The 25,146-nt window shown below is 71.3% G+C and carries 26 protein-coding genes and 1 pseudogene; 15 read left to right on the forward strand and 12 right to left on the reverse strand.

Annotated elements, in window-relative coordinates:
- The first annotated feature begins 11 nt into the window (after positions 1–11).
- Positions 12–1,409, forward strand: a complete 1,398-nt coding sequence (locus PV963_RS24880; RefSeq protein WP_274817963.1) for a M20/M25/M40 family metallo-hydrolase — start codon at positions 12–14, stop codon at positions 1,407–1,409.
- A 29-nt stretch (positions 1,410–1,438) separates the two neighbouring features.
- Here PV963_RS24880 and PV963_RS24885 read toward each other — a convergent pair whose 3' ends face one another.
- Positions 1,439–2,194 (reverse strand): SLATT domain-containing protein, encoded by a 756-nt coding sequence (locus PV963_RS24885; RefSeq protein ID WP_274817964.1) that lies wholly within the window; start codon positions 2,192–2,194, stop codon positions 1,439–1,441.
- A gap of 242 nt (positions 2,195–2,436) precedes the next feature.
- On the opposite strand from PV963_RS24885, the gene PV963_RS24890 reads away from it, so the two are divergent.
- The 3 genes from PV963_RS24890 to PV963_RS24900 all read left to right on the forward strand — a co-directional run bounded on the left by PV963_RS24890 (position 2,437) and on the right by PV963_RS24900 (position 4,130).
- Positions 2,437–2,778 carry a YbaB/EbfC family nucleoid-associated protein gene (locus PV963_RS24890; protein ID WP_274817965.1) on the forward strand — a complete coding sequence of 114 codons (342 nt, stop codon included), beginning with the start codon at positions 2,437–2,439 and terminating at the stop codon, positions 2,776–2,778.
- 100 nt (positions 2,779–2,878) lie between these two features.
- A complete protein-coding gene (gene recR / locus PV963_RS24895) occupies positions 2,879–3,478 on the forward strand; it encodes a recombination mediator RecR (protein WP_003991835.1) in 600 nt (199 codons plus the stop codon).
- Positions 3,471–4,130, forward strand: coding sequence for a DUF5063 domain-containing protein (locus PV963_RS24900; RefSeq protein WP_274817966.1), 660 nt, complete (start codon positions 3,471–3,473; stop codon positions 4,128–4,130). The genes recR and PV963_RS24900 overlap by 8 nt, the downstream gene beginning before the upstream one ends.
- 48 nt (positions 4,131–4,178) lie before the next feature.
- Here the strand turns inward: PV963_RS24900 and PV963_RS24905 are convergent, their stop codons facing one another.
- On the reverse strand, positions 4,179–4,520 hold the full coding sequence (locus PV963_RS24905; protein ID WP_274817967.1) for a hypothetical protein: 342 nt from the start codon (positions 4,518–4,520) through the stop codon (positions 4,179–4,181).
- Between the two features lie 134 nt (positions 4,521–4,654).
- On the opposite strand from PV963_RS24905, the gene PV963_RS44035 reads away from it, so the two are divergent.
- Together PV963_RS44035 and PV963_RS24915 are read left to right on the forward strand one after the other, a co-directional pair.
- Complete coding sequence (locus tag PV963_RS44035; protein WP_425540936.1) at positions 4,655–5,023, forward strand: helix-turn-helix domain-containing protein; 369 nt, start codon at positions 4,655–4,657, stop codon at positions 5,021–5,023.
- A gap of 51 nt (positions 5,024–5,074) precedes the next feature.
- A complete protein-coding gene (locus PV963_RS24915) occupies positions 5,075–5,653 on the forward strand; it encodes a Uma2 family endonuclease (protein WP_274817968.1) in 579 nt (192 codons plus the stop codon).
- 12 nt (positions 5,654–5,665) lie between these two features.
- Here the strand turns inward: PV963_RS24915 and PV963_RS24920 are convergent, their stop codons facing one another.
- Complete coding sequence (locus PV963_RS24920) at positions 5,666–6,505, reverse strand: PhzF family phenazine biosynthesis protein (RefSeq protein ID WP_274817969.1); 840 nt, start codon at positions 6,503–6,505, stop codon at positions 5,666–5,668.
- Positions 6,506–6,677: 172 nt separating this feature from the next.
- Here PV963_RS24920 and PV963_RS24925 point away from each other — a divergent pair, with 172 nt between their 5' ends.
- Positions 6,678–7,205 carry an SgcJ/EcaC family oxidoreductase gene (locus PV963_RS24925; protein ID WP_274817970.1) on the forward strand — a complete coding sequence of 176 codons (528 nt, stop codon included), beginning with the start codon at positions 6,678–6,680 and terminating at the stop codon, positions 7,203–7,205.
- Here the strand turns inward: PV963_RS24925 and PV963_RS24930 are convergent.
- Both PV963_RS24930 and PV963_RS24935 read right to left on the reverse strand, forming a co-directional pair.
- Positions 7,171–8,556 carry a sensor histidine kinase gene (locus PV963_RS24930; RefSeq protein WP_274817971.1) on the reverse strand — a complete coding sequence of 462 codons (1,386 nt, stop codon included), beginning with the start codon at positions 8,554–8,556 and terminating at the stop codon, positions 7,171–7,173. The two genes, PV963_RS24925 and PV963_RS24930, sit on opposite strands and share 35 nt — an antisense overlap.
- Entirely contained in the window at positions 8,553–9,287 is a 735-nt protein-coding gene (locus PV963_RS24935) for a response regulator transcription factor (RefSeq protein WP_274817972.1), read from the reverse strand. The genes PV963_RS24930 and PV963_RS24935 overlap by 4 nt, the downstream gene beginning before the upstream one ends.
- A 235-nt stretch (positions 9,288–9,522) precedes the next feature.
- On the opposite strand from PV963_RS24935, the gene PV963_RS24940 reads away from it, so the two are divergent.
- From PV963_RS24940 to PV963_RS24955, 4 genes are all read left to right on the forward strand, one after another.
- Complete coding sequence (locus PV963_RS24940) at positions 9,523–10,806, forward strand: aspartate kinase (RefSeq protein ID WP_274817973.1); 1,284 nt, start codon at positions 9,523–9,525, stop codon at positions 10,804–10,806.
- Positions 10,806–11,882, forward strand: a complete 1,077-nt coding sequence (locus PV963_RS24945; RefSeq protein WP_274817974.1) for an aspartate-semialdehyde dehydrogenase — start codon at positions 10,806–10,808, stop codon at positions 11,880–11,882. The genes PV963_RS24940 and PV963_RS24945 overlap by 1 nt, the downstream gene beginning before the upstream one ends.
- A 550-nt stretch (positions 11,883–12,432) precedes the next feature.
- Positions 12,433–13,008 carry a SigE family RNA polymerase sigma factor gene (locus tag PV963_RS24950; RefSeq protein ID WP_274822111.1) on the forward strand — a complete coding sequence of 192 codons (576 nt, stop codon included), beginning with the start codon at positions 12,433–12,435 and terminating at the stop codon, positions 13,006–13,008.
- Positions 13,009–13,118: 110 nt separating this feature from the next.
- On the forward strand, positions 13,119–14,174 hold the full coding sequence (locus PV963_RS24955; protein ID WP_274817975.1) for a hypothetical protein: 1,056 nt from the start codon (positions 13,119–13,121) through the stop codon (positions 14,172–14,174).
- A 105-nt stretch (positions 14,175–14,279) separates the two neighbouring features.
- Here the strand turns inward: PV963_RS24955 and PV963_RS24960 are convergent, their stop codons facing one another.
- On the reverse strand, positions 14,280–15,074 hold the full coding sequence (locus PV963_RS24960) for an SURF1 family protein (RefSeq protein ID WP_274817976.1): 795 nt from the start codon (positions 15,072–15,074) through the stop codon (positions 14,280–14,282).
- 67 nt (positions 15,075–15,141) lie between these two features.
- Entirely contained in the window at positions 15,142–15,966 is an 825-nt protein-coding gene (locus tag PV963_RS24965; RefSeq protein WP_274817977.1) for a class I SAM-dependent methyltransferase, read from the reverse strand.
- 102 nt (positions 15,967–16,068) lie between these two features.
- Between PV963_RS24965 and PV963_RS24970 the strand changes: the two genes are divergently transcribed.
- A complete protein-coding gene (locus tag PV963_RS24970) occupies positions 16,069–17,937 on the forward strand; it encodes a S9 family peptidase (RefSeq protein WP_274817978.1) in 1,869 nt (622 codons plus the stop codon).
- Between the two features lie 409 nt (positions 17,938–18,346).
- On the opposite strand, the gene PV963_RS24975 is transcribed toward PV963_RS24970, so the two are convergent.
- Positions 18,347–20,242, reverse strand: a complete 1,896-nt coding sequence (locus PV963_RS24975; RefSeq protein WP_274817979.1) for a potassium channel family protein — start codon at positions 20,240–20,242, stop codon at positions 18,347–18,349.
- A 176-nt stretch (positions 20,243–20,418) separates the two neighbouring features.
- Here PV963_RS24975 and PV963_RS24980 point away from each other — a divergent pair, with 176 nt between their 5' ends.
- The 3 genes from PV963_RS24980 to PV963_RS24990 all read left to right on the forward strand — a co-directional run bounded on the left by PV963_RS24980 (position 20,419) and on the right by PV963_RS24990 (position 22,720).
- Positions 20,419–21,465 carry a permease gene (locus PV963_RS24980; RefSeq protein WP_425541032.1) on the forward strand — a complete coding sequence of 349 codons (1,047 nt, stop codon included), beginning with the start codon at positions 20,419–20,421 and terminating at the stop codon, positions 21,463–21,465.
- Positions 21,462–22,166, forward strand: coding sequence for a TIGR03943 family putative permease subunit (locus PV963_RS24985; protein WP_274817981.1), 705 nt, complete (start codon positions 21,462–21,464; stop codon positions 22,164–22,166). The genes PV963_RS24980 and PV963_RS24985 overlap by 4 nt, the downstream gene beginning before the upstream one ends.
- A 101-nt stretch (positions 22,167–22,267) precedes the next feature.
- On the forward strand, positions 22,268–22,720 hold the full coding sequence (locus tag PV963_RS24990) for a hypothetical protein (RefSeq protein ID WP_274817982.1): 453 nt from the start codon (positions 22,268–22,270) through the stop codon (positions 22,718–22,720).
- A gap of 152 nt (positions 22,721–22,872) precedes the next feature.
- Here PV963_RS24990 and PV963_RS24995 read toward each other — a convergent pair whose 3' ends face one another.
- From PV963_RS24995 to PV963_RS25010, 4 genes and pseudogenes are all read right to left on the reverse strand, one after another.
- Positions 22,873–23,505: a hypothetical protein gene (locus PV963_RS24995; RefSeq protein WP_274817983.1), complete on the reverse strand. Its 633-nt coding sequence runs from the start codon at positions 23,503–23,505 to the stop codon at positions 22,873–22,875.
- Between the two features lie 93 nt (positions 23,506–23,598).
- On the reverse strand, positions 23,599–24,105 hold the full coding sequence (locus PV963_RS25000; protein ID WP_274822313.1) for a hypothetical protein: 507 nt from the start codon (positions 24,103–24,105) through the stop codon (positions 23,599–23,601).
- A pseudogene (locus tag PV963_RS25005) lies at positions 24,104–24,556 on the reverse strand (ASCH domain-containing protein); the annotation flags it as partial. The pseudogene PV963_RS25005 and the gene PV963_RS25000, both read right to left, overlap by 2 nt.
- Before the next feature lie 249 nt (positions 24,557–24,805).
- The gene (locus PV963_RS25010; protein ID WP_274817984.1) at positions 24,806–25,087 is read right to left on the reverse strand and encodes a hypothetical protein; all 282 of its coding nucleotides are present in this window, start codon (positions 25,085–25,087) and stop codon (positions 24,806–24,808) included.
- Positions 25,088–25,146: the final 59 nt, after the last annotated feature.

A 25,146-nucleotide genomic window follows, 5' to 3' on the forward strand; every position in this document is an offset into this window, starting at 1 on the left:
CGGGAGGACGCATGCGCCCCAGCAGAAGAACGGTCCTGACCGCGACGGCGGCGTTAGGAGCGGCAGGGGCGGCGGCGGGCACGGCCGAGGCCGCATCGCAGCCGGAAGCCGGGCGCCCCCCTGCCACGGCCCAGCGCCCCACCCGCGAACTCCGCGCCCTGCTGCGGGAGATCGACCCGGCCCGCATCGAGCGGACGGTGCGGCGGCTCGTCTCCTTCGGCACCCGCCACACCCTCTCCTCCCAGGACGACCCCGCCCGCGGCATAGGCGCCGCCCGGGACTGGCTCCTCTCCGAACTGCGCACGTACGCCGCCGCGTCCGGCGGTCGGATGACGGTGGAGCTCCAGTCGTACGTCCAGGAACCTGCCCCGCGCATCCCGGCCCCCACCCGCATCACGAACGTCGTCGCCACCCTCCGCGGCTCGGTCACCCCCGACCGCGTCTACGTCGTCGCCGGGCACTACGACTCCCGCGTCACGGACGTCATGGACGCCACGTCCGACGCACCCGGCGCGGACGACGACGCCTCGGGCGTGGCCGTGGTCCTGGAACTGGCCCGGGTCATGGCCAGACGCCGCCCGGCGTCGACGATCGTCTTCGCGGCGGTGGCGGGGGAGGAGCAGGGCCTGTACGGATCGGGCCACATGGCGCAGCAGCTCAAGGCCGCCGGGGCGGACGTCCAGGGGATGTTCACCAACGACATCGTCGGCAGCTCCACGGCCGACGACGGAACGCGGGACCCGTACACGATCCGCCTGTTCGCCGAGGGCGTCCCGTCCTCCGAGACCGGGGAACAGGCGGCGATACGCCGCTCGGTGGGCGGCGAGAACGACTCCGCGACCCGCCAGCTGGCCCGCTTCGTCCGCGACGTGGCCGACAACGACGCGACCGGCATGCACGTCCGGGTGATCTACCGCCGCGACCGCTATCGCCGGGGCGGCGACCACATCCCGTTCCTCGAACGCGGCTACCCGGCCGCCCGCTTCACCGAACCGGCCGAGGACTTCGCCCACCAGCACCAGGACGTACGCGTCGACGACACGGGCAAGCAGTACGGCGACCTGCCGGAGTTCTGCGACTTCGGCCTCATCGCGAGAGTTGCCCGGGTCAACGCGGCGACCCTGTGGACCCTCTCCCAGGCCCCCGGCACGCCGAGGGACGCGAAGATCGTCACGTCGACCCTCACGAATTCCACGGAGCTGGTCTGGACCCGGGGCACGGAACCCGACCTGGTCGGCTACGAGGTGGTCTGGCGCGAGACGACGACCCCCGAGTGGACCCACGTCATCCCGGTGGGCGACGCGACGACCCACGAGGTGGACCTGTCGAAGGACAACGTGTTCTTCGGCGTAAGGGCGGTAAACCGGGCTGGTCTACGCAGCCCCGTGGCGTTTCCCGACCCCGCTTGACCGCGGGCATTCAGCAAACCAACGCCCGCTCACCGCGGCTCCGGCGGCCGCTGCCGAGGCATGTTCGGCCTCGCACCACCCCCCGGCGGCACGGAGAACCGCCCATGGAAGCCCCCCGCCTCGCCCCCGCGCCCACCCCCCGAGAACACCACCGCCTGCAACCCCACAGGCGCACCCCCGCTCCTGAACTCCCCCACCCACTCCGCCGTCTCCCCCCGCACCAGCTCACTCACATCCTCGGAGAACCTCCGCAGCACCCCGAGACACCGCTCGGCCGCCTCGCTCGCCGTCCCCTCCGCCGGCCCCAGAACCTCCCGTACGCACTCCGCCGCCCAGTCGAACTGAAGCGCCTGCAACCGCCGCTGCACGGCCTGCGCGGTAGCCACATCCCGCATCCACCCCGACGTCACCCCGAAGTACCGGTCGACGGCCACACACGCCACCCCCAGCAGCAGCGCCAGACACCCCCAGGGCGCGATCCCGCCCGCGACCCCGGTCAGATCCAGCAGGGGCAGCGCGACCCCGGTGACCGCCCCCACCGCGGCCCCACAGCGCAGCACCCGCGCGCACCGCCGCTTCCACACCCGGTCCTCGAGATACCAGGCCGCCGTCTGCAGCGCCCCGCGCTCCACCCACCGGTACAGCTCGTCCAGCCGGACCGCCGGCTCCCCCCAGTCCCCGAGCGGAAAGGCCCGCCCGGCCAGATCGCCCGGCCGCAGCCGGGCCGCCCCCTCGCCCCGTCCGTCCTGAGGCGGCCCCTCGGGCTGCATCTCCGGCTGACCCACCCGGCACTCCCTACTGACCACGCTGCGTGACAAGCGACACACACGACGCACACGCGCCGGATCCTTCCTACCCCCCAATGGGTGGCGAGATGTAGCTTTCGCCGCTTTTCCGCCCGGAAGTATTCCTTGATCAGTTATAGGGCGCGAGCGGAACTCACTCGAAAGAGTGCCGGGGCGACGGCAGGCCCGACCACGTAGGCTCGTGCCGAACGGGAAAACCCGTACCGAGCAAGGAGCTGATCGTGATCCCCGGTGGTGGCCAGCCCAATATGCAGCAGCTGCTCCAGCAGGCCCAGAAGATGCAACAGGACCTGGCGCGGGCGCAGGAGGAACTGGCGCAGACGGAGGTCGACGGCCAGGCGGGCGGCGGCCTCGTGACCGCGACCGTCACCGGCGCCGGAGAGCTGCGCAACCTCAAGATCGACCCGAAGGCGGTGGACCCGGAGGACACCGAGACCCTCGCCGACCTGGTCGTGGCGGCTGTGCACGCGGCCAACGAGAACGCGCAGGCGCTCCAGCAGGAGAAACTGGGCCCGCTCGCGCAGGGGCTGGGCGGCGGCGGCATCCCCGGTCTGCCGTTCTGAGACGCTCACCGCCTTCCTCGGACAGGCGGCTGACAACTACGGTACGTACGGGAAGGCCGTACGGCACGAACGACCTCGATGACCCAGGAAAGGCAGTCCGTTGTACGAAGGCGTGGTCCAGGACCTGATCGACGAGCTGGGGCGGCTGCCCGGCGTCGGTCCGAAGAGCGCCCAGCGGATCGCCTTCCACATCCTGCAGGCGGAGCCCACGGACGTACGACGGCTCGCCCAGGCCCTCATGGAGGTCAAGGCCAAGGTCCGCTTCTGCGCGACCTGCGGCAACGTCGCGCAGGAAGAGCTGTGCAACATCTGCCGCGACACCCGCCGCGACCCCGCCGTCATCTGCGTCGTCGAGGAACCGAAGGACGTGGTGGCGATCGAGCGCACCCGTGAGTTCCGGGGCCGCTACCACGTCCTGGGCGGCGCGATCAGCCCGATCGACGGGGTGGGGCCGGACGACCTGCGGATCAGGGAACTCCTGGCGCGCCTGGCCGACGGCACGGTCACGGAACTCATCCTCGCCACGGACCCGAATCTCGAAGGCGAGGCGACGGCGACGTACCTCGCCCGCATGATCAAGCCCATGGGCCTGAAGGTCACCCGCCTGGCCAGCGGCCTCCCGGTGGGTGGCGACCTGGAATACGCGGACGAGGTGACCCTCGGTCGCGCCTTCGAGGGGAGACGACTCCTAGATGTCTGACGCCACGCTGCACGCGACCGACCAGAACCCGGACGACTTCGCCGTCCAGATCGCGGACCAGGTCGAGAGCTTCCTGGTCGCCGTCACGGAGATCGCGAAGGCCGACGAGCCGGAATCGGCCGTCCCCTTCCTGCTCCTGGAGGTCTCCCAACTCCTCCTGGCCGGCGGCCGCCTCGGCGCGCACGAGGACATCGTGCCGGACGAGCGCTACGAGCCCGACTCGGGCCCCGAGCCGGACGTCGACGAGCTCCGCGAGAACCTGGCCCGCCTCCTCGACCCCATCGACGTCTACTCGGAGGTCTTCGACCCCTACGAGCCCCGCAAGGCTCCGGTCCCGGCCCGTATCTCCGACGACCTCACCGACGTCATCACCGACCTGCGCCACGGCATGGCCCACTACCGGGCGGGCCGCACCACGGAGGCCCTGTGGTGGTGGCAGTTCTCCTACTTCTCCAACTGGGGCTCCACCGCCTCCGCGACCCTGAGGGCCCTCCAGTCGGTCCTCGCCCACGTCCGCCTCAACCAGCCCCTGGCCGAACTCGACGGTCTGGACACGGACCAGGCCATGGGCGACGACACCCTGGAGATCGAGGCGGGCAGGGTGATGGTGGAGGAGATCGCGGAGCCGCTGGGCCTGCGGCCGGCCAAGTAGCCCACCGGCCCGCCACGGCCGCCGCGCGGCCGTGACGGCGCCGCGACGTCACCGGCCCACGGCGGTGGCCAGCGCCTGCGCGTCGACGTAGGGAGCGGTCGGCGTGGGCTCGCTGTACCACCTGAGCGGCCAGGTGTTCCCCTCCAGTGCCGGGATCCCGATGTACGTGACCGTGACCGTACGCGGATCCCGCCCGCCCAACTGCTGCACTCCGAGCGGCCAGTGGTGTCTGCGTACCGCCCCGGGCGCCAGCAGGAAGTACACCCACCGCGGCCCACTCGCCTCGCACACGATCGGCCCCGCGTCCCCGTCCGTGGCCTCGATCAGCCACTCGGCGACCAGTTCACCCCGCACGCCTTCGGCCCGGACCGCGTCGAAGTGCACACCCACGATGTGGAGTTGATGACCTGCCGCCGGGACCCACTCAGGTCGGTGATTGCGTTCGTCATGACCACACACTCGTGCTCGGGCGGCTACTTTCGGTAGCGACTGTCGTGGTCCACGCCGTGGTGTAACCGTCGGAGGTGGACGCTGTGTCGGCCCAGTACAACTCCAATTCCCAGCCGCCGGTCGCCTGGCGCTACAGCGGGAACCAGATGAAGCGCTGGCGCATGAAGGCGAACATCAGCCGGGAGGAACTGGCCGCCGCCAACTACTCCCTGGACACCATCAAGTCCATGGAGCAGGGCGTACGCATGCATGTGCCCGGACTGCCGCGCCGAGTACGAGGCGGACCTGGCGGCCGAGGCGGCCGGAGAACTGGACGCCGGGTACATCCCAGACACGTTCCTGGCCGACCCCAGTCCCGTGTACGAGGTCGTGGACGTCGCCCGCCCGCGGCCGAGGTACGGGCCGCGGGCGGCCTGCGCTCGAAGGCCGAGAGGGCGCTGTGAGCGTGCAGGAGGCCCCGGCCAGGGCACCATGGAGTCAAGGGAGGCGACGCCATGACCCCGAGGACCGAGCACCGGCCGCAGATGACTGTCGAGGAGTTCGAGGAGCTCGAACGCCATGCCCCGGAGACCGTGCGGCTGGAGTTCATCAATGGGAAGGTCGTGGTCAAGCCCATGACGGACGGCAACCACCGCGAGATGATCGCGTGGCTGCAACCAGTGTGCATGCAACATCGCCCTGATCTGTGGCTGCACGCGGAGAGCGGGCTGAAGACGGAGCGTTACCGCAAGGGGCGCGCTCGTGCCGACGGAGTGCTCGTCCGGGTGGGTGGGCTCAAGGGCCAAGGGGAGTGGTCGGAAGCGGACGGCGCCCTGATGGCGGTCGAGATCACGTCGTACGACTCCGACACGAACCAGCGCGACCGCGTCGAGAAGCCCGACGGCTACGCGGCAGCCGGCATTCCCGTCTACCTCCTCATCGACCGGGACGACGCATCGGTCGTCGTGTTCAACCAGCCCGAGAACGGCCGCTATCGCCACGAGGAGAAGCTGCCCTTCGGCGCCACCGTCAAGCTCCCCAAGCCGGTCGACTTCGCCCTGGACACCGAGCCGCTGAAGGAGTTCGTCGACTGAGGCAGGCGCATCTCAGAGCCGTACGGCCGCGCCGGTCACGCCGATCCCCGTGCCCGCCTCCGCCGGTACCGTCACCGTGATCGTGCTCGGCCGTCCCATGTCCACGCCCTGGTGAACGGTCACTGTCGCGGGGACCGGGACGAGCCCGAGTTCCCGCAGGTAGCCGCCGAACGCGGCCGCCGCCGCACCCGTGGCCGGGTCCTCGACCACACCGCCGGGCGGGAACGGGTTGCGGGCGTGGAAGACCGTGGGGGACTCCCGCCAGACCAGGTCGATCGTGGTCCAGTCCTTGCGGGCCATGAGGGCGCCGAGCGCGGCCATGTCGTAGTCCAGGCCGCCGGCCAGCCGGTCCCGGCTCGCCGCAGCGATGACCGGGTGCCAGGCTCCGCCGAAGGCCGCCCGGGGCGGCAGCGCCGGGTCCAGGTCCCCGGCGGACCAGCCCAGAATCCCCAGCAGCTCGGCCAGGTCGGCTTCCTCGAGCGGTGCCGTACGCGGTGCGACGCTCACCAGGGTCGCCTCGAGGGTGCCGTCCGCCGCCCGGTCGGTGGTGACGGTGACAGGGCCCGCCGCCGTGCGCAGCCGCAGGCGTCCGGTGCCGTGCCGCTCCGCGTGGGCGACGGCCGTGGCGATCGTCGCGTGGCCGCAGAACGGCACCTCGGCGAGCGGGCTGAAGTACCGCACGTCCAGGGAGCCGTCGCCGGACTCCGTCACGAACGCCGTCTCGGAGTAGCCGACTTCGGCCGCCGTCGCCAGCATCGTCGCGTCGTCGACCCCGGTGGCGTCCAGCACCACCCCCGCGGGGTTGCCGCCCTTGGGATCCGTGCTGAACGCCAGGTAGCGCAATATCTCCATGCCCAGACGGTAACGTCCGGCTCCACGTCACGCCGCGTGATTTGGAGGCTCCTTGTACGGCCCCTGTACGTGAGCTGCACGGCCGCTAACCGGTGACACGCGAGTCTGGAGTCACTTCCACCGCAGAGGAAGCGGAGGCAAGTCAACTCCCCTCGATGTCACTGGAGATGTCATGAACCGTCGCCCCGTACGCCGTCGCATAGCCGTCGCCACCGCTGTCGCCGTCCTGGCCGCCGGCACCTTCGCCGTCGGTGCCGGGGTCGCCGGAGCCGACTCGCGCGGCACGTCCGAGACGAAGTCCGCCAAGATGGCCACCGAGGCGCAGGTGCTCGGGCTGTTCGACCAGTGGAACGCGGCGCTGCAGACCGGCGACCCGCAGCAGGTCGCCGACCTGTACGCCAAGGACGCGGTCCTGCTGCCGACCGTCTCCAACAACGTCCGTACGGACAGAGCCGAGATCGTCGACTACTTCGAGCACTTCCTCCAGAACAAGCCGCACGGCACGAAGGTCGAGTCGATCGTCAGTGTTCTCGACAGCGACACCGTCATCGACACCGGTGTGTACGAGTTCGCGCTCACCGACCACGCGACGGGCGCGAAGAACACCGTCAAGGCCCGCTACACGTACGCCTATGAGAAGCAGTCCGACGGCAAGTGGCTGATCGTCAACCACCACTCCTCGAAGATGCCCGAGAGCTGACCGCCCGGAGGGTGATGGTCACGCACAGGCCGCCCCCGGGAGCGTCCGTCAGGGCCACGGTCCCGCCGTCGTCCGTCGCCAGTTGCTTGACGACGGCGAGACCGAGACCGGAGCCGCCCTTGCCGGTCAGGCCCTGGCCGCGCCAGAAGCGGTCGAAGGCACGGGACTTCTCGGCGTCCGACATGCCCGGTCCCTCGTCCAGGACCGACACCCCCACCACATCGCCCAGGGGGTCCACCCGCACGGTGATCGTCCCGCCGTCCGGTGAGACCTCCAGGGCGTTGGAGAGCACGTTGTCCAGCATCTGGTCCAGATGACCGGGACTGGACAGCACAGACGGCCGGCCGTCGATACTCCCCCTGAGCGCGATGGTGACTCCGCGCTCGTCGGCGGCCGGTCTCCACACGGCGAGCCGCTCCCGCACGATGTCCAGCAGCGGGAGCGGCTCGGCAGCAGACACCTTGGCCTCGGCCCGGGCCAGCACCAGCAGGCCGTTGACCAGGCGGTTCATGCGCACGACCTCGGCGGTGGCCTGCTCCACGTCCTCCCGTACGAACTCGTCGTCCACACCGTCGGCGATGTTGTCCAGGGACAGCCGCAGGGCCGTGAGCGGGGTGCGCAGCTGGTGCGAGGCGTCCGCCACGAAGATGCGCTGGGCCGCGATCAGGGTGTCCAGGCGTTCCGCGCCCTGGTTGAGGGTGCGGGCCAGCGTCTGGGTCTCCGGCGGGCCCGTCACGGGGGAGCGGGCGGTCAGGTCGCCGTCGCTGAACTTGCTCGCCATGTCGTTGAGCTGGCGCAGCGGACGGGTCAGACGCCGCGCCACCCCCGCGCCGAGCAGGGCGGCCACCACGAGGACCAGCACCGCGAGGACCGCCCGGAAGCCCCAGATCGTCCACAGGCGGTCGGTCATCTCGTTCGTCGAGTAGACGATGCGCACGGCACCGACGGGGCGGTCTTCGCCGGCCGTCCTGGCGGGGACAGTGATCACCAGCTCGGGGCCCCAGATGAAGGAGGAGCCCCAGTCGGTCGTGGGCTTGCCCCGGTCGAGGGCCGTGGTCAGGGCCGCGTCCTGCCTCGGGCGGAGCAGGCCCGGCGCGCAGCCCGGGGCTCCGGCCACCTGGACGTCGCCGGGTGTCCCGGCGGCGTACGCGATGGCCATCTTCTGGAGCGCCTCGCACGAGGTGGAGTCGCCGTTGGCCAGCAGCAGCGCCATGGTCTCGGCCTCGCGCACCACGGAATCCTCCGTGTCGCCCCGCAGCTGGGAGGTGAGCGAGAAGGCCACCGGCACCGTGAACAGGGCGATGGCGATCGCGACGAGGAAGATGTAGCTGCGGACGAGCTGGCGGATCATGAGGCGTCGCTGTCCGTGTTCGTGCCGCCGCCGTTGTCCTCGCCGCCGCCGTCCTGGACGATCTCCAGCCGGAAGCCGACCCCGCGCACCGCCTCGATCGTGATCGCGCCCGCCAGCTTCCGCCGCAGCGCCGCCACGTGCACGTCCAGCGTCTTCGTCGGCCCGAACCAGTTCGCGTCCCAGACCGCTTCCATGATCTGCTCGCGCGACATCAGCGCCCCGGGCTCCTCGGTGAGGAAGGCCAGCAGGTCGTACTCCTTGGGCGCGAGGGCCACCTCCTCGCCGTCGAGCCGCACCCGGGCCGCCTTGCGGTCGACGGTCAGGCGGGGGCCGTAGCGGTCGGGGCCTTTCTCGGGCGCAGCGGCGGCGGGGGTGCGGGGCTGCGCGCGGCGCATGACCGCCCGGATGCGGGCGATGACCTCCCGGACGCCGAACGGCTTGGAGACGTAGTCGTCCGCGCCGATCTCCAGGCCCACCACCCGGTCGGTCTCGTCGCTGCGGGCGCTGATCACGATGATCGGGACGTCGCCGCGCTCGCGCAGCACCTTGCAGACGTCGAGGCCGTCGGTGTCGGGCAGGCCGAGGTCGAGCAGGACGACGTCGTAGGGGTCCGTGTGGTTCAGCGCCGCCTGGCCCGTGGCGACCCACTCGACCTCGAAGCCGTAGCGCTTCAGGCCGCGTCTGAGGGACTCGGCGACCGGTTCATCGTCTTCCACCAGCAGTACGCGCACAGGCGAACCCTAATGCTTGAAAGTTGGCTCACAGGGGCGAGCCCACGTGCGATTGTGACGCCGGGCACTTTCTCGCGTGGCCTGTGCCCAGATGGGCATGAGCAGCTCTGGACGAGTGCCCCGGAAATCTCAGCATGCGATATCGCGGAAGGGTTTTTCGGACGCTCGTTAGACTGAGCCGACCGCAGTACGAATGCGTATGAGCGGATAGAGACGGATTGAGCGAGGAGCGCACGTGGGCCTTGTCGTGCAGAAGTACGGAGGCTCCTCCGTAGCCGATGCCGAGGGCATCAAGCGCGTCGCCAAGCGGATCGTGGAAGCGAAGCAGAACGGCAACCAGGTGGTTGCCGTCGTTTCCGCGATGGGCGACACGACGGACGAGCTGATCGATCTCGCCGAGCAGGTATCCCCGATGCCTGCCGGGCGCGAGCTCGACATGCTGCTGACCGCCGGAGAGCGGATCTCCATGGCGTTGCTGGCCATGGCGATCAAAAAGCTGGGCCACGAGGCCCAGTCGTTCACCGGCAGCCAGGCAGGTGTCATCACCGACTCGGTCCACAACAAAGCCCGGATCATCGACGTCACGCCGGGCCGGATCAAGACCTCGGTGGACGAGGGCAACATCGCGATCGTGGCCGGTTTCCAGGGCGTCAGCCAGGACACCAAGGACATCACCACCCTCGGCCGCGGCGGCTCCGACACCACCGCGGTGGCCCTCGCCGCCGCCCTCGACGCCGATGTGTGCGAGATCTACACCGACGTCGACGGCGTGTTCACCGCCGACCCGCGCGTGGTGAAGAAGGCCCGGAAGATCGACTGGATCTCCTTCGAGGACATGCTCGAACTGGCGGCGTCCGGGTCGAAGGTGCTGCTCCACCGCTGTGTGGAGTACGCCCGCCGGTACAACATCCCGATCCACGTCCGGTCCAGCTTCAGCGGACTTCAGGGCACATGGGTCAGCAGCGAGCCACTCGTTCAAAAGCAAGGGGACAAGCAGGTGGAGCAGGCTCTCATCTCCGGTGTCGCGCACGACACCTCCGAGGCCAAGGTCACGGTCGTCGGCGTGCCGGACAAGCCGGGCGAGGCGGCCTCGATCTTCCGCACGATCGCCAACGCCGAGATCAACATCGACATGGTCGTGCAGAACGTGTCCGCCGCCTCCACGGGCCTGACGGACATCTCTTTCACGCTGCCGAAGACCGAGGGCCGCAAGGCCATCGACGCGCTCGAGAAGAACAAGGCCGACATCGGCTTCGACTCGCTGCGCTACGACGACCAGATCGGCAAGATCTCCCTCGTCGGCGCCGGCATGAAGACCAACCCGGGCGTCACGGCCGACTTCTTCCAGGCGCTGTCCGACGCGGGCGTGAACATCGAGCTGATCTCGACCTCCGAGATCCGCATCTCGGTCGTCACGCGCGCCGACGACGTGCCCGAGGCCGTCCGCGCCGTGCACACCGCTTTCGGACTCGACTCCGACAGCGACGAGGCCGTCGTCTACGGAGGCACCGGCCGCTGATGCCCGGTCTCCGACGGGCCGACCGGTCCGAGCGCCCGACGCTCGCCGTCGTGGGAGCGACCGGGGCCGTCGGCACGGTCATGCTCCAGATCCTGTCCCACCGTGCGGATGTCTGGGGCGAGATCCGACTGGTCGCCTCCCCGCGCTCGGCCGGCCGCAAGCTGGCCGTGCGCGGCGAGGAGACCGAGGTCGTGGCGCTCACCGAGGAGGCCTTCGACGGGGTCGACGTCGCCATGTTCGACGTCCCCGACGAGGTCGCCGAGCGGTGGGCGCCCCTGGCCGCCGCCAAGGGCGCGGTGGTGGTCGACAACTCCGGCACGTTCCGGATGGACCCGGACGTGCCACTCGTCGTGCCCGAGGTCAACCCGCACGCCGTCCGGATGCGCCCGCGCGGGATCATCGCCAACCCCAGCTGCACGACGCTCTCCATGATCGTGGCCCTGGGCGCGCTGCACGCCGAGTTCGGGCTGCGCGAGCTGGTGGTCTCCTCGTACCAGGCGGTCAGCGGCGCCGGCCGCGCGGGCGTGGCGACGCTGCGGCAGCAGTTGTCCCTGGTCGCCGGCACGGAGCTGGGGACCAGCCCCGGTGACGTGCGGCGGGTCGTGGGAGACAGCACCGGGCCGTTCCCGGAGCCGGTCGCGCTGAACGTCGTGCCGTGGGCCGGGTCGCCGCGTGAGGACGGCTGGTCGTCGGAGGAGCTGAAGGTCCGGGACGAGTCCCGCAAGATCCTCGGTCTGCCCGCCCTGCCCGTGGCCGTGACCTGTGTCCGCGTCCCGGTGATCACCACGCATTCGCTGACCGTGCACGCCCGCTTCGAGGGCGAGGTCACCGTCGACAAGGCCCGCGAGATCCTCGCCACAGCACCCGGGGTCGTGCTGTTCGACAACCCGGCCGCGGGGGAGTTCCCGACCCCTGCCGATGTCGTCGGCACCGACCCGACGTGGGTCGGGCGGGTGCGGCGGGCGCTGGACGACCCGACGGCGCTCGAACTGTTCGTCTGCGGGGACAACCTGCGCAAGGGCTCCGCGCTCAACACCGCCCAGATCGCCGAACTGGTGGCCGCCGAGCTTTCGTGACGTGCCGAGCCGGTGGCCGCCGCCGGGTTTTCGTGAGGTTGCCGAGTTTTCGGGAAGTTTCGGACGCGGAAAACCCCCGACCGGTGTCATAGGCGGTTTGTAGGATCTGTGTACGACATGTGAGCCGGTCGATGGTCCGGACCACTTGTCCCGAACCCCATCGGCATCCGAGGATTTACCTCCCCGCCCTCCGCAACCGTGCGGAGGGCGGGGAGCGTCTTTGCGGTCGCCCTTCCGGGCCGTGGGACACCTTCAGGCGTGGGGACGCCTGGAACCGGGCGTGGGGACGCCCGTTCACATCTGGACATAGGGGAAGAGCGGGACGCATGAGGGCATTTGATGCACCATCGGTTGTGCTGCCTGACGCGGGTAGACCTTCGGCGGCGAAGGTCGGCGTGAAAGTGATGCCCGGCACGTACAACCCTCACAGGGGTGAGCGTGTCCAACAGGCGTGGCAGAGGTACTCGACTTCAGCGCGGCACGCGGCACGGTCCTTCGACCGCCCCGTCCGGCGGCTCTACGACCCCGCATGGCCGGTACTTCCGGTGGCATGCCGGTGATCGCGCCCGTGCCCGCAGCGCGGCCGGCCCGCATCCCGAACCAGCGTGACGGCGCCGAGGACGGTGTCGCGGCCGGGACCACGGTCGACCACCTCACCGAGACCTACCGCGCGCACTACCGCTCGCTGCTCGGTCTCGCGGCGCTCCTCCTCGACGACACGGCCTCCTGCGAGGACGTCGTCCAGGAGGCCTTCATCCGCGTCCACTCGGCCCGCAAGCGGGTCCGCGACCCCGAGAAGACCCTGGCGTACCTGCGCCAGACGGTCGTCAACCTGTCCCGTTCGGCGCTGCGCCGCCGCATCCTCGGCCTGAAGCTGCTGTCGAAGCCCATGCCCGACATGGCGAGCGCCGAGGAAGGCGCCTACGACCAGTTGGAGCGCGACTCCCTCATCAAGGCGATGAAGGGCCTGCAGCGCCGCCAGCGCGAGGTGCTGGTGCTGCGCTACTTCGCGGACATGACCGAGGCCCAGGTCGCCGAGACCCTCGGCATATCCCTGGGCTCGGTCAAGGCGTACGGCTCGCGCGGTATCGCGGCGCTCCGGCTGGCCATGGAGGCGCCGGTATGAGCGACGGCGCGCGCCGTGACGGGCGCGACCGGCACGAGCCCTTCGAGTGGCACGAGCCGACAAAGCTGCACGGGCAAGATCCGAAGCAATCGCACGCTGGGAACGGAACTGTGAACCACGGCCTGGACGAAAAGGGCCCCAAGGGGCTCGAGTCGGACGAGCTGGACCTGCGCAGGATGCTGCACGAAGCGGTGCAGGAGGTGGAACCGCGCGACGGCACGCTGGACTATCTGCGCAAGGCGGTGCCCCAGCGGCGGACCCGCAAGCGGCAGGCCGTCGTCGGTATGGCAGCCGCCGCGCTGTTCATCGGCACGGCCATCCCCGCCCTCGTGCACGTCTCCAACTCCACCGGCTCCGAGGCCAACCCGTCCGCGATCGGCCACGCTTCCGAGGCACAGGGCGGCGCGGGCCAGGGCAAGGGCCCGGACGGCGGCGAGAGCTCCGCGGGCGGCTCCCCCGGCAAGACCGAGGGCAAGGAAAAGGGCGAGAAGAAGCAGAAGGACAAGGAAAGCAAGGGCCCCGGCGCCTCGGCCGGAGCGTCCCAGGGTGCCGGCCCGTCCTCCACCGCCGCCGCGGGCATCCAGGCGTGCACCGCCGCCCAGCTCGGCCCCGCCGCCGGAAGCAGCGTCGCCCCCGACTCCACCGGCGCGGTCTACGGCACCTTCCGTGTCACCAACGTCTCCGCGGCGAGCTGCACGGTCACCGACCCCGGCTCGGTGAGCGCGCTGGCGCAGGGCGCGGCCGACGTCAGCAAGGTCGGTGCGGTCCGGCACACGGCCGGGGACGCGGCGGCCGGCCTGCCCGACCCGTCCCTGGAGGCCACCCAGCTGGTGCTCTCGCCGGGAGCCGCCTACGACGTGAAGTTCGCCTGGGTCCCCAGTGAGACCTGCCCCGCCCCCGGCGACCCCGACCCCGACCCCGACCCCACTCCCGACCCCACTCCCGACCCCACTCCGACGGAGGACAGCGCGGCCGCGGGCGGTACCTCCACCGGCGGCGACACGGGCACGGGCACGGCCCCGCAGCTGGCCACGGAGGACGGCACGGCCGACGGCAGCGTGGCGGTCACGTACACACCGGCCACCGGCTCGGGCGCGGGCTCGGTGACGGTGCCCAACGCGTGCGCGGGGACGGTCTACTGGACGGGCGTACTGGCGGCGTCGTAGTTGTCCTAGCTGCGGGCAGTCGTGCCGCTGGGGCGGCACGGGTGGGCGCAGCGGCATCCCGCTACGCCGGGCTGCGGACCCACTGGGCCTCAGCAGCGACGCCGCTCACTTGGCACCGGCGTCCGCAGCGACAGGCTCCTCCTCCGGCACCAACCCCAGCTCCGCATCCCGCGCGAACTCCACTTCACGCCGCAGCAACCGGAACCACATGAAGATCACGAACCCCACGAAAGCGAACCACTCGGCGGTGTAACCGAGGTTCTGGAACGCCTTCAGGTCCAGCCCGGTGTCCGGCGGCGCACTCGCCGGCACCGCCTTCATCCCCGAGTCACCCTTCGCCAACGTGACCCACGCGTCGTACACGTCGTACGGCACCAGGTTCACCAAGGACGCCGCACTGATCGCCGCGGTCTGCCCGGCCGGCAGCCCGCCCTGCGCACTCACGCCGTTGTCCCCCGGCGTCTCGGACGCCTGGAGCGCCCCCGTGACCGTGACCTCACCGGCGGGCGGCGCGGGCGCCTTCGCCGCGTCGGCGGCACCCGGCAGCCACCCCCGGACCACCGGCAGCGCCTCGCCCGAGTCGGTGCGCAGCAGCGTCAGGACGTAGAAACCCTGCTTGCCGTCGAGCTCCCGGCCGGGCACCAGCAGCTGCCTGCCGTAGCGACCGGTCGCGGTGACCTGCTTGCCGGACGTCGCCTTGGTCACCGGCAGCATCTCCCCGAGCGGCCGGGGCGCCTCGTGCCGGGCCTCGGCGACCTGCTCGGTGGCCGTGCGGTGGTCCTGCACACGGTCCTCGAACCGGCCCAGCTGCCAGGACCCCATGAAGATGCAGAAGGGGATGGACAACAGCACGAAGACGTTGATCCCCCACCATCGGGGCGTCAGCAGAAACCGGTACACACCCTTACGGTACGGGGCTGCCGGGCGGGTCCGGCCTGCGGGGTCGGCACGACTCGGTACCGCTTCGTCAGTCCTTGCGGGCCCGGATCGAGTACATCAGCGGGATCCGCGGCCGGTCCGCCGGATAGCGGAAGTAGCCGTCCCGCCGCTCGAAGCACCCGAACCGCCGGAACAGCGAGACGTCGTGCTCGCGCAGGAACTCGATGCGCAGCCCGGCCGCCGCCAGCGCCGAGACGACCTCGCCGACCGGGTGTTGCCACTCCACGCGCCGGTTGTGGACGAAGTCGGCGCCCTCGGCCGCGTACGAACCCGGACTCTCCTCGATCCAGGCGTCACGGGCGAAGTAGTCGTACGTGATCCGCGAGCCGGTCTCGTCGTCGAGGACGTCGGTGAGCGGATGGAACTCGCAGAGGTACAGGAACCCGCCGGGCGCCACCAGCGAGGCCGCCGTCTCGGCCCAGCGCCCGATGTCGGGCAGCCAGCACAGCGCGCCGACGCCGGTGTAGACGATGTCGTACGACGGGTCCGGGACCGCGCCGGCCGCGTCGTACACGTCCGCCGCGACGAAGGCCGCCCGGTCCTCGCCGAGGCCGAGGTCGCGCGCGAGGCCGCGGGCGATGTCGACCGCCGGTGCGGAGAAGTCCAGGCCGACGACACGGGCGGCGCCGTGCCGGGCCCAGGAAAGCGTGTCCAGGCCGATATGGCACTGCAGGTGCAGCAGAGAGCGGCCGGAGACGTCGCCGACCTCGGCGAGTTCGAAGTCGCGCAAGGGGTCCTGGCCGGCCCGGAAGGAGTCGAGGTCGTAGAAATCGCCGGCGGCGTGCAGGGGGACGCGTTCGTCCCAGTGGGCGCGGTTGGCCTCGTGCCAGTCGGCCGGGGTGGGGGAGTACATGGGGGTCACTCCTGACCTGCTCAGAAGGGGGACCGGTGGAGGTTATCCACAGGCTGGGGACCTCGCCAGCGAATTGTCGGCGGGGGGAGGCACTATGGGGCCATGACTGAGAGCAACGGATCCGACGCGCGGGATCAGCGGGATCAGCGGGACCAGCACGAGCAAGAGGTACAGGCGGGGCAGCAGGAGCGGATGCCGGACTGGGAGAAGCGCTTCCGGGCGCCCAGGGTGTCCCTGCCCGACTGGGCGGAGGACGCGCCGGACCGCTCCCTGTTCGTGTCGAACGCGACGGGGACGTACGAGCTGTACGCCTGGGACCGGTCGACGGGCGAGCAGCGCCAGGTGACGGACCGGCCGAACGGCACGACGGACGGCGTGCTGTCACCGGACGGCGCCTGGATCTGGTGGTTCGACGACAAGGACGGCGACGAGTTCGGAGTCTGGCGCCGCCAGCCCTTCACGGGCGGCCCGGACGAACTCGCCGCCGAGGGCCTGGACGCCTCCTACCCGGCGGGCCTCGCCCTCGGCCGAGACGGGCGCACGGCGGTCGTCGGCCGCTCCACCGACGAGGACGGTACGACGATCCACCTCGTCCGCACCGGCGGGGACCCGGTGGAGATCTACCGCCACCGCGAGTCGGCCGGCGTCGGCGACCTCTCCCACGACGGCTCGCTCATCGCCATCGAGCACACCGAGCACGGCGACGCCATGCACTCCGCCCTGCGCGTCCTGCGCACCGACGGCACCCCGGTCGCCGACCTCGACGACACCGAGGGCGGTACGCGCGAGCTCGGCCTGGAGGTCCTCGGTTTCGCCCCCGTCGACGGCGACACCCGCCTTCTCATCGGCCACCAGCGCCGGGGCCGCTGGGAGCCCCTGGTCTGGGACGTCGCCTCCGGCGAGGAGACGGACCTGGCGCTGGAACTGCCGGGCGACGTCAGTGCCGAGTGGTACCCGGACGGCAGCGGCCTGCTCATCGCGCACAGCTTCGAGGCCCGCAGCGAGCTGTTCCGCTACGACCTGGCGAGCCGCGCCCTGACCGAGATCCCGACCCCGCCCGGCACGGTGTCCGGCGCCACGGCCCGGCCCGACGGCAGCGTGGAGTACCTGTGGTCCTCGGCCGCCGAGCCGTCGGCCGTCCGCTCCACGGCCGGCGGTGTCGTGCTCGACCCGCCCGGCATGAAGTCGCCCGGCTCGGTGCCGGTGGAGGACGTGTGGGTGGAAGGGCCGGGCGGCCTCATCCACGCCCTCGTCCAGAAGCCGAAGGGCACCACCGGCCCACTCCCCACGGTCTTCGACATCCACGGCGGCCCGACCTGGCACGACAGCGACTCCTTCGCGGCGGGCCCGGCGGCGTGGGTCGACCACGGCTACGCGGTGGTCCGGGTCAACTACCGCGGCTCGACGGGCTACGGCCGTGCCTGGACCGACGCCCTGAAGCACCGCGTGGGTCTCATCGAACTGGAGGACATCGCCGCGGTCCGCGAATGGGCCGTCACCTCCGGCCTCGCCGATCCCGACCGCCTCATCCTCACCGGTGGTTCCTGGGGCGGCTACCTCACCCTCCTCGGCCTCGGCGTCCAGCCCGACGCGTGGGCCCTGGGCATCGCGGCGGTCCCCGTCGCCGACTACGTCACGGCGTACCACGACGAGATGGAAGCGCTGAAGGCGATGGACCGCACACTCCTCGGCGGCACCCCCGAAGAGGTCCCCGACCGCTTCGAGGCCTCCTCCCCCCTCACCTACGTCGACCAGGTCAAGGCCCCGGTCTACATCTCGGCCGGCGTCAACGACCCCCGTTGCCCCATCCGCCAGATCGAGAACTACGTCAAGCGCCTGGAGGCGAGAGGCGCGGTCCACGAGGTGTACCGCTATGACGCCGGGCACGGGTCGCTGGTGGTGGACGAACGGATCAAGCAGGTGCGGCTGGAGCTGGAGTTCGCGGAGAGGTATTTGAGCCGACGGTCGTGATGCGCGGGGCGCCGCCGCTGACGCGTGACTCGCGGGGCGCGGGGGCTCGTGATCCGCGGGGCGCGAGTGTTCCTGATCCGCGGGGCGCGAGTGCTCGTTACCCGCGGGGCGCGAGCGTTCGTCCCCCCGTGGCGCGGGGGCCCGTCACCCGGGGGCCGGGGTACCCGTAACCCGCGGGCAGTCGTGCCGCTTGGGGCGGCACGGGTGGGCGCGGGCGGCACCCCGCTGCGCCGGGCTGCGCAACGCCCCGGCCTCAGCTCGACGCCGCGCACCTCGTAACGCCGGGCTGCGCAACGCCCCGGCCTCAGCTCGACGCCGCGCACCTCGTAACGCCGGGTTGTGCAACCCCCGGCCCAGCCCGACCCCCCGCACCTCGTGACGCCGAGCCGAGAACCCCACCGCTCGGCGTCTACGCCCCAGCCCGCTCCCGCCTCCTCCGCCCCAGCAACTCCGCCAACCCCCGCCGCGTAGCCGCCAGCACCACCCGATCATCCGCCCCCAGCACATACGTAGGAGGCAGATCCCACACCAGCCCCGAAGCCGGCGCCCCTTCCTCCTCCGGACTCTCCCCCTCACCCCGCCGCCCCCCAGGACGTGCCGTATTGAGCGCCAGCACCCGCCACGCCCCCGCCCGGAACGCCTCCCTCACCGTCCGCCCCTCCAACTGCGGATGCCCGGCCACCTCCACCTCCGCGAACAGCAACACCCGCCGCTCGACCGGAATCGCCCCCAGAATCTGCCGCCCCATCATCGCTCCGGCGAACGCGGGCGCGGCCAGATGGGACACACTCCGGCTCCGGGTGAGGGCGAACGGATGCGCGGCCCGCAGCGTCCGGTACACCGCGGTCGCGAAGTCGTCGTCGTACAGCCGCAACACCACCCGCAGATCAGGCCGCACGGACCGCGCGTACAACGCGGCCTCCAGATTCGTCGTGTCCGCACTGGTCAACGCCAGCAACGCATGCGCCCGATGGATCTTCGCGGCCTCCAGCACCCCCTCCTGCGTGACATCTCCGAGCACCACCGGCACCCGCAGCCGCCGCGCCGTCGCCATCCCCCTGGCCTCCGGATCGGACTCGACGCACACCACGGGAATGTGCAGCTCCCGCAGCCGCGTCAGCACCCGCGTCCCGATCTTGCCGAGCCCGAGCAGCACCACATGCCCGCCGAGCCCCCGCGGCGGCTTGCGCAGCGCAGACGCGCTGCGGAACGTGCCCAGTGCCTCCAGCACCGCGGCCAGCAGCACCGGCAGCAGCAGCAACCCGACCAGCCCGGACAGCAGTTGCAGGACCTGCCGCCCGGTCGACTCGTGGAACGCGGGATCGTTGATGCCGAACAGGTCGAGGAGCGTGACGTACGTGGCGTACAGCGGATGCTCCCCGGTCACGAACATCAACGCGACGGCGAGCGCGAGCACACATCCCACCAGCCCGGCCAGCGACCACCGCAGCCGGCGTGAGAACAGCGAGGCGAACGGCGGCACACCGCCCCGCCCGGAGGGCAGGGACGGCCCGGAGTACGACACCTGCTCCAGGACGACGGTCCCGCGCCCGGTCGCCGACGCCACCGCCGCCTCGTCCGGCAGCAGTTGCGGGCCCTGCTCCCCGCTGCTCTCGGAACCGTCCGCGCCGGCCGGGTCGTTGCTCGTCGCGGACAGCAGCGCCAGGGTGCACAGACCGGGGTCGGCCACCTCGCCCGGCCGCGGTGGCTGCCGCTCCACGGCACGCAGGACGAGCCCTTCGGTCTGGACGACCTTGCTGGTCCCGACGAGGGCGGTGGCGGCCAGCGCGGGCGCGGCCGTGTCGGCGTCGGACAGCACGGTCGTCGACGCGTCCAGCCCTCCCGTGCCGGGCCCCGTGCCGGAGGCCACCGCCGCCGTCTGGTCGAGCAGTTCCTCGATGTGCTGGCCCAGCCGCCGGTTGTACAGGCGGAGTACGAGCCTGAGGCGGGGGTTGAGCCGGCGGGCGGTGAGCGCGGCGCGGATGTTGGTCTCGTCGTCGTCGTACACGAGCGCCAGGGCCGCCGCCCGGTCGGCGCCCACGTCGGTGAGCACGGCCTCGGTGACCTCGGCGGCCTCCACGACCTGCTCGTTCGCGGCCGGTTCGGCGCCGCCCGCGCCCGTCCGGTTGACCGCCGCGCTGACCCGGTCGAGCAGGGCCGCCGAGGCGGCCCGGGCCCGTCCGACCACCGGCTGCCGCACCCGGCGCCCCGAGGGCGGCACCACGAGCGTGACCTGTTCGCCGTACACACCGCGGAGTTCGGCGGCCAGCCGGTGCGCGAGTCCGTCGTCCCCGCACACGATCATGTGCGTGGCCGGATCACCTGGCAGACCTTGGTTCGGAACGCTCACCACAAGGGAGAAGACTGCCTCACCGGGACGGCTGGTTCCAGAAAGGAACCGCAGTGGCTGAACGCCCGCCGTGGACGGGGCGTACAGAAGGGGAGGCAATGCCCGTGCGCACGACCGGAGGTACCGGGCCGGTGGCCACCACGAAACCCGCTCCGCAGGAGACCGACGAGGTCGACAAGGCCGAAGCGGCCGACGAGGTCGACGACCTCGGCCCGGACCCGGACGAAGCCCGCCACCTCAACTCCCCCCTCCTGCTCACCCTCCTGCTGCTCACGGCGGTGATGCTCCAGGACCCGATCCGCGGGGCCCTGTCCGCACCGGTGATGCAGAGCTGGATGACCGTGTTCGTCGCGGTCCTGGTCCAGGCGCTGCCGTTCCTGGTGCTCGGCGTGCTGCTGTCGGCGGCGATCGCGGTGTTCGTGCCGCCGTCCTTCTTCGCCCGGGCCCTGCCGAAGCGCCCGGCCCTGGCGGTCCCGGTCGCGGGCGCGGCGGGCGCGGTGCTGCCGGGCTGCGAGTGCGCGTCGGTGCCGGTGGCCGGGGCGCTGGTCCGCCGAGGGGTCACACCGGCGGCGGCGCTGGCGTTCCTCCTCTCGGCGCCCGCCATCAACCCGATCGTGCTGACGGCGACGGCCGTCGCCTTCCCCGGCGACCCGGAGATGGTCCTGGCCCGCTTCGTCGCGAGCCTGCTGGTGGCCTGCGCGATGGGCTGGCTCTGGCACCGCCTCGGCCGCACGGACTGGCTGCGCCCGCCCGACAGACCCTCGTACGACGGCCGGGGCAAGGGGGCGGCCTTCTGGGGCTCGGTGCGCCACGACGTGATGCACGCCGGCGGTTTCCTGGTGGTCGGTGCGATGGCCGCGGCGACGCTGAAGGCGGTGGTGCCGGAGGAGTGGCTGCGCGCGGCGGCCGGGAATCCGGTGCTCTCGGTGCTGGCCCTCGCGGTGCTCGCCGTCCTGCTGTCCATCTGCTCGGAGGCGGACGCGTTCGTGGCGGCGTCCCTGACCCAGTTCTCCCTGACGGCCCGTCTGACGTTCCTGGTAGTAGGGCCGATGATCGACCTGAAGCTCTTCGCGATGCAGGCGGGCACCTTCGGCCGTGCCTTCGCCCTGCGCTTCGCCCCCGCGACGTTCGCCCTGGCCGTCGTCGTGTCGGCCCTGACCGGAACGGTCCTGCTGTGAACCGCCTGGCCCAGACCGCCCTCCTCTTCCTGCTCGGCGCGACACTCCTGCACGCCGGCCTCACCGACCTCTACCTGCGCTACGTCAAGGCGGGCCTGCGCCCGCTGGTCCTGCTGGCGGGCGTGGTGCTGATCGCGACGGCGGCGGCGACGCTCTGGTACGAACGCCGCCGCGCACCCGCGCGACAGCACCACCACGAGCCCCGCATCTCCTGGCTCCTCGCCCTCCCCGTCCTCGCCCTGATCCTGGTCGCCCCGCCGGCCCTGGGCTCCTACAGCGCGGCCCACACGGGCACGGCCCTGACCAAGCCCTTCGGCTTCCCGGACCTCCCCGCAGGCGAACCCCTCCGACTCGGCGTGGCCGACTACGCCGGCCGCGCGGTCTACGACGACGGCCGCTCCCTCCGCGACCGCGAGCTGAAGATCACCGGTTTCGTCACCCTGGACCGGGCGGGCGCCCCCTACCTGGTCCGCATGGGCCTCAACTGCTGCGCGGCGGACGCCCAGCCGGTCAAGATCGCCCTGACCGGCAACATCCCCCCGGTCCTGAGCCCGGACACCTGGCTGGAGATCACCGGCCGGTACACACCCCGCCGGACCAAGGACCCGGTCAACGACGGCCCGATCCCGTACCTCGAGGTCACCAGCGCCAGACCGGTACCGGCACCGGCCGACCCGTACGACGAGACGTGGAACAACTGAGACCCGCGGAGTACGCGTAGTACTCGCACTCCGCGTACTCCGCGTACTAGAAGAGCCACTTCCGGGTACTCGGGAATGCCGCTGATGAGCGAGGGGGAGGTATGACCACACCGAGCGGCGAGACCGGGACCGGGACCGGGACGCAAACCGACCGTGCGGCGGAACTCACCCGGGACCTGCTGACCGAGGCCCGCGAGCGACTCGCGAAGGCCGACAGCAAGGCCGGACTGACGCTGGCGACCCTGGGCGCGGCCCTGACCGCCCTGCTCGGCGCGATCGCCGGCGGCCTCATAGCGCCCGGCCAGTACGCCGTCGTCCCACAGCTCCTGGTCTGGGCCGGCTGCGCCGCCTGCGCCCCGTCCCTCGTCCTCCTCGGTCTGGCCGTCTCCCCCCGACGCCCCTCCCGGGCGCCCTCCTCCGGCGACGCGACCCAGCTGGAGATCCTGTCCCGCACCGCCTGGATCAAGTACCGCTGCATACGCCGGGCGATGGCCTGGGGCGCGGTCTTCCTCACGCTCACACTGGCGGGAACGCTGGCGGGGGTGCTGTCCTAGCAGACCGCGTGGACAGCCTTGACGACCCTCACGCTTCCCGAAGACCTCCGACAGTGAAGGCATCACCGCGGCCGTTGAAGGTGTGGTGAATGACCCGGTACCGCGACGTCGTCACATCGTCCCGCAGGAGCACGCGCTCGTCCGCCGACGCCTCAGGTCAGTTTCCTTCCCCCGCGCTTCTCGGCACGGGACAGCACCTCCCACGGCAGCAACGGCATCACGTTCCGGTCGGCGGAGAGATAGGCGAGATGCAGGACGCGCGCCGGCCCGTCCACGCACACGAGCCAGTGCGCGACGTCGATGCGGCCGAGTGGCGCGCCGGCGCGGCGGAACACGCCGTCCACCCACTGGAGGTATCCGCCGGGCATGAGCCGCCGGATCCGCCGCGGCTTCGTGCTGGGCAGGAGGCTCACGACCACGTGCAGGTCGTCACCGAACCGCCGCCCTTCCCCGTCCCGGGCCCCGGCGACGAACGCCAGCGCGTCCTCGTCCGCCAGCCGCTTCCACCCCGGCCGCCGGGTCAGGGCCATTCCGGTGGCCTCGACCCTGACCATGTGCTGGGGGACGACCCGCCGTATCCAGGGGCTGACCTCACCGTCCCTCTCCAGCCGGAGCACGAGGGCGTGCGCCACCGACTCGGTCGGCTCGGCCGCCGGATAGGTGGTCACCCGCGCCCCGGTGAGGCCGTCACCGGAATCCCTCTCGATCGAGTCGACGAGCTCCTGGATCTCACCGACGTCGAGGTCGTCCCCCTGATGCAGTATCAGCACTCGCTCCGCGCCCATACGGGCATGGCACCACACCGACCACGGGACCGGTCCTACGACCGGTCCCGCGACCCGTACCGGCCGACGGCCGGGACCGATGGCGCAGGGTCCTCAGACCGAGCGGCTGGCCTTGAAGCCGTAGGTGCGGACGTCCTTGCCGTCCTCGTCCCAGTTGAGACGCAGGGCACCGTCGGCGTACGCGCTCTTGCCGCCGACCTTCTTCTTGATCGTGGAGGAGGTCCACGAACCGTTGCCGCTGCCGTCCATGGCGGCCAGCTTGGACTTGATGTCGAAGTCCCTCTTCAGCAGGACTGTGTCCGCGCCCGCGTCGGAGTGCATGAGGTACAGCCGGAAGTGGGCGCTGTCGAAGGTCTCCGACAGGTCCGTCCCGGAGTACCACGGGGGAGCGTCCCAGCTCGCCTTGGCCTTGGCGTAGACGTAACTGCCGGACCGGGCAACGCAGTTATTGACGGTGAAGTCCCAGTTGTCGCCCCAAGGCCCGCTGTATCCCGCGTCGTCGCTGGTCTTGGTGCTTTCCTTGCACTTCCAGCTCAGTGCGGCCGCCGGCGAGACGGACAGCACGGACACGCCGACGACGGTGGCACCGACCAGTGCCATCGGAGAGGCGAAGGTCGGCGATGACGCGGAAGCGCTCCAGAACAGCCGGCGTCGTGTCGTCGACGGCAAAGTCGGGGTCCTCCAAGGCCGTACGCATCTCCTCGCTGTGCCAGAACCGCTCGTGGCCTTCGCGCCACTCGGCCACGCTGGTGTGCCCTTCGCCCTCGTCTGTTACGTGCGCAAGATCCACCTGCGCCAGTGGGACGACGCGCACGCTGGTCACCTCGATGACCGCAACCGGACGATGGTCCGAGTCGATGACCACCGAACGGTTCCCGACTTCCGGCAGGGGCTCTCCCTCGTGCTCGTAGTCGACGACGAGTCCTGTTGTGGACGTCTTCGAACCGTTGAGGATCGCCGCGACGAGCTGGTCGCGCAGTGTGCCAGGGAAGGCGAACTCGGTCCTGGGCATCGACGCGATGTCTGCGGGTGAGATGGAGTCGGGCGTCATGCGATCACCGTAGCGACCCACCCCGTGCAAGTCAGAGTGTTAAGGCGCCCACGCGGTCGGCGGAACGACTTTGGCCGGGAGCTGCTTCGGCAACCTGCGCGACATGTCCCCCGTGACCCCGTGACCCCCGTGGTGGTCCGGGAGCACCTCCCTGCCGCAGCGTCTCCGTCGAACGGAACCCGCAGCGCGGCCCAGCGCTGCTCGTACTCCTCCCGCTGCTCGCTGTGCTCCTGCTGCTCGCCGGCAGGCTCAGCAGCGCACCCGCCCCGTAGCCCGCGGCGCAGGCTCCGCGCTCGCCGAAGCCGTGGTCCGGGCCGCCAGTGCACGGGCTGTCGCGGCCGGCAGACGGACGTGGTCCTCCAGCGCGGCATTCACCACCTCTCCGATCTCCGTCATCTCCGCGTCGTGGGCAACCACTCCCGCGGCCCCGCTGCGCAGCGCGGAGCGGTACGCGTCCGTTCCCGGGTCGTCGAGCAGGGCGATGACGGCTCGGGAGGGCCATGCTCTCCTCAACTCCACGATCAGTGACATGTCCGACGGCCCAGGGGACAGGAGGCAGGCACTGTTGAGCGGCGTCGGACGGCCCAGGG

The organism is Streptomyces coeruleorubidus, from assembly GCF_028885415.1.
GTDB lineage: Bacteria > Actinomycetota > Actinomycetes > Streptomycetales > Streptomycetaceae > Streptomyces > Streptomyces coeruleorubidus_A.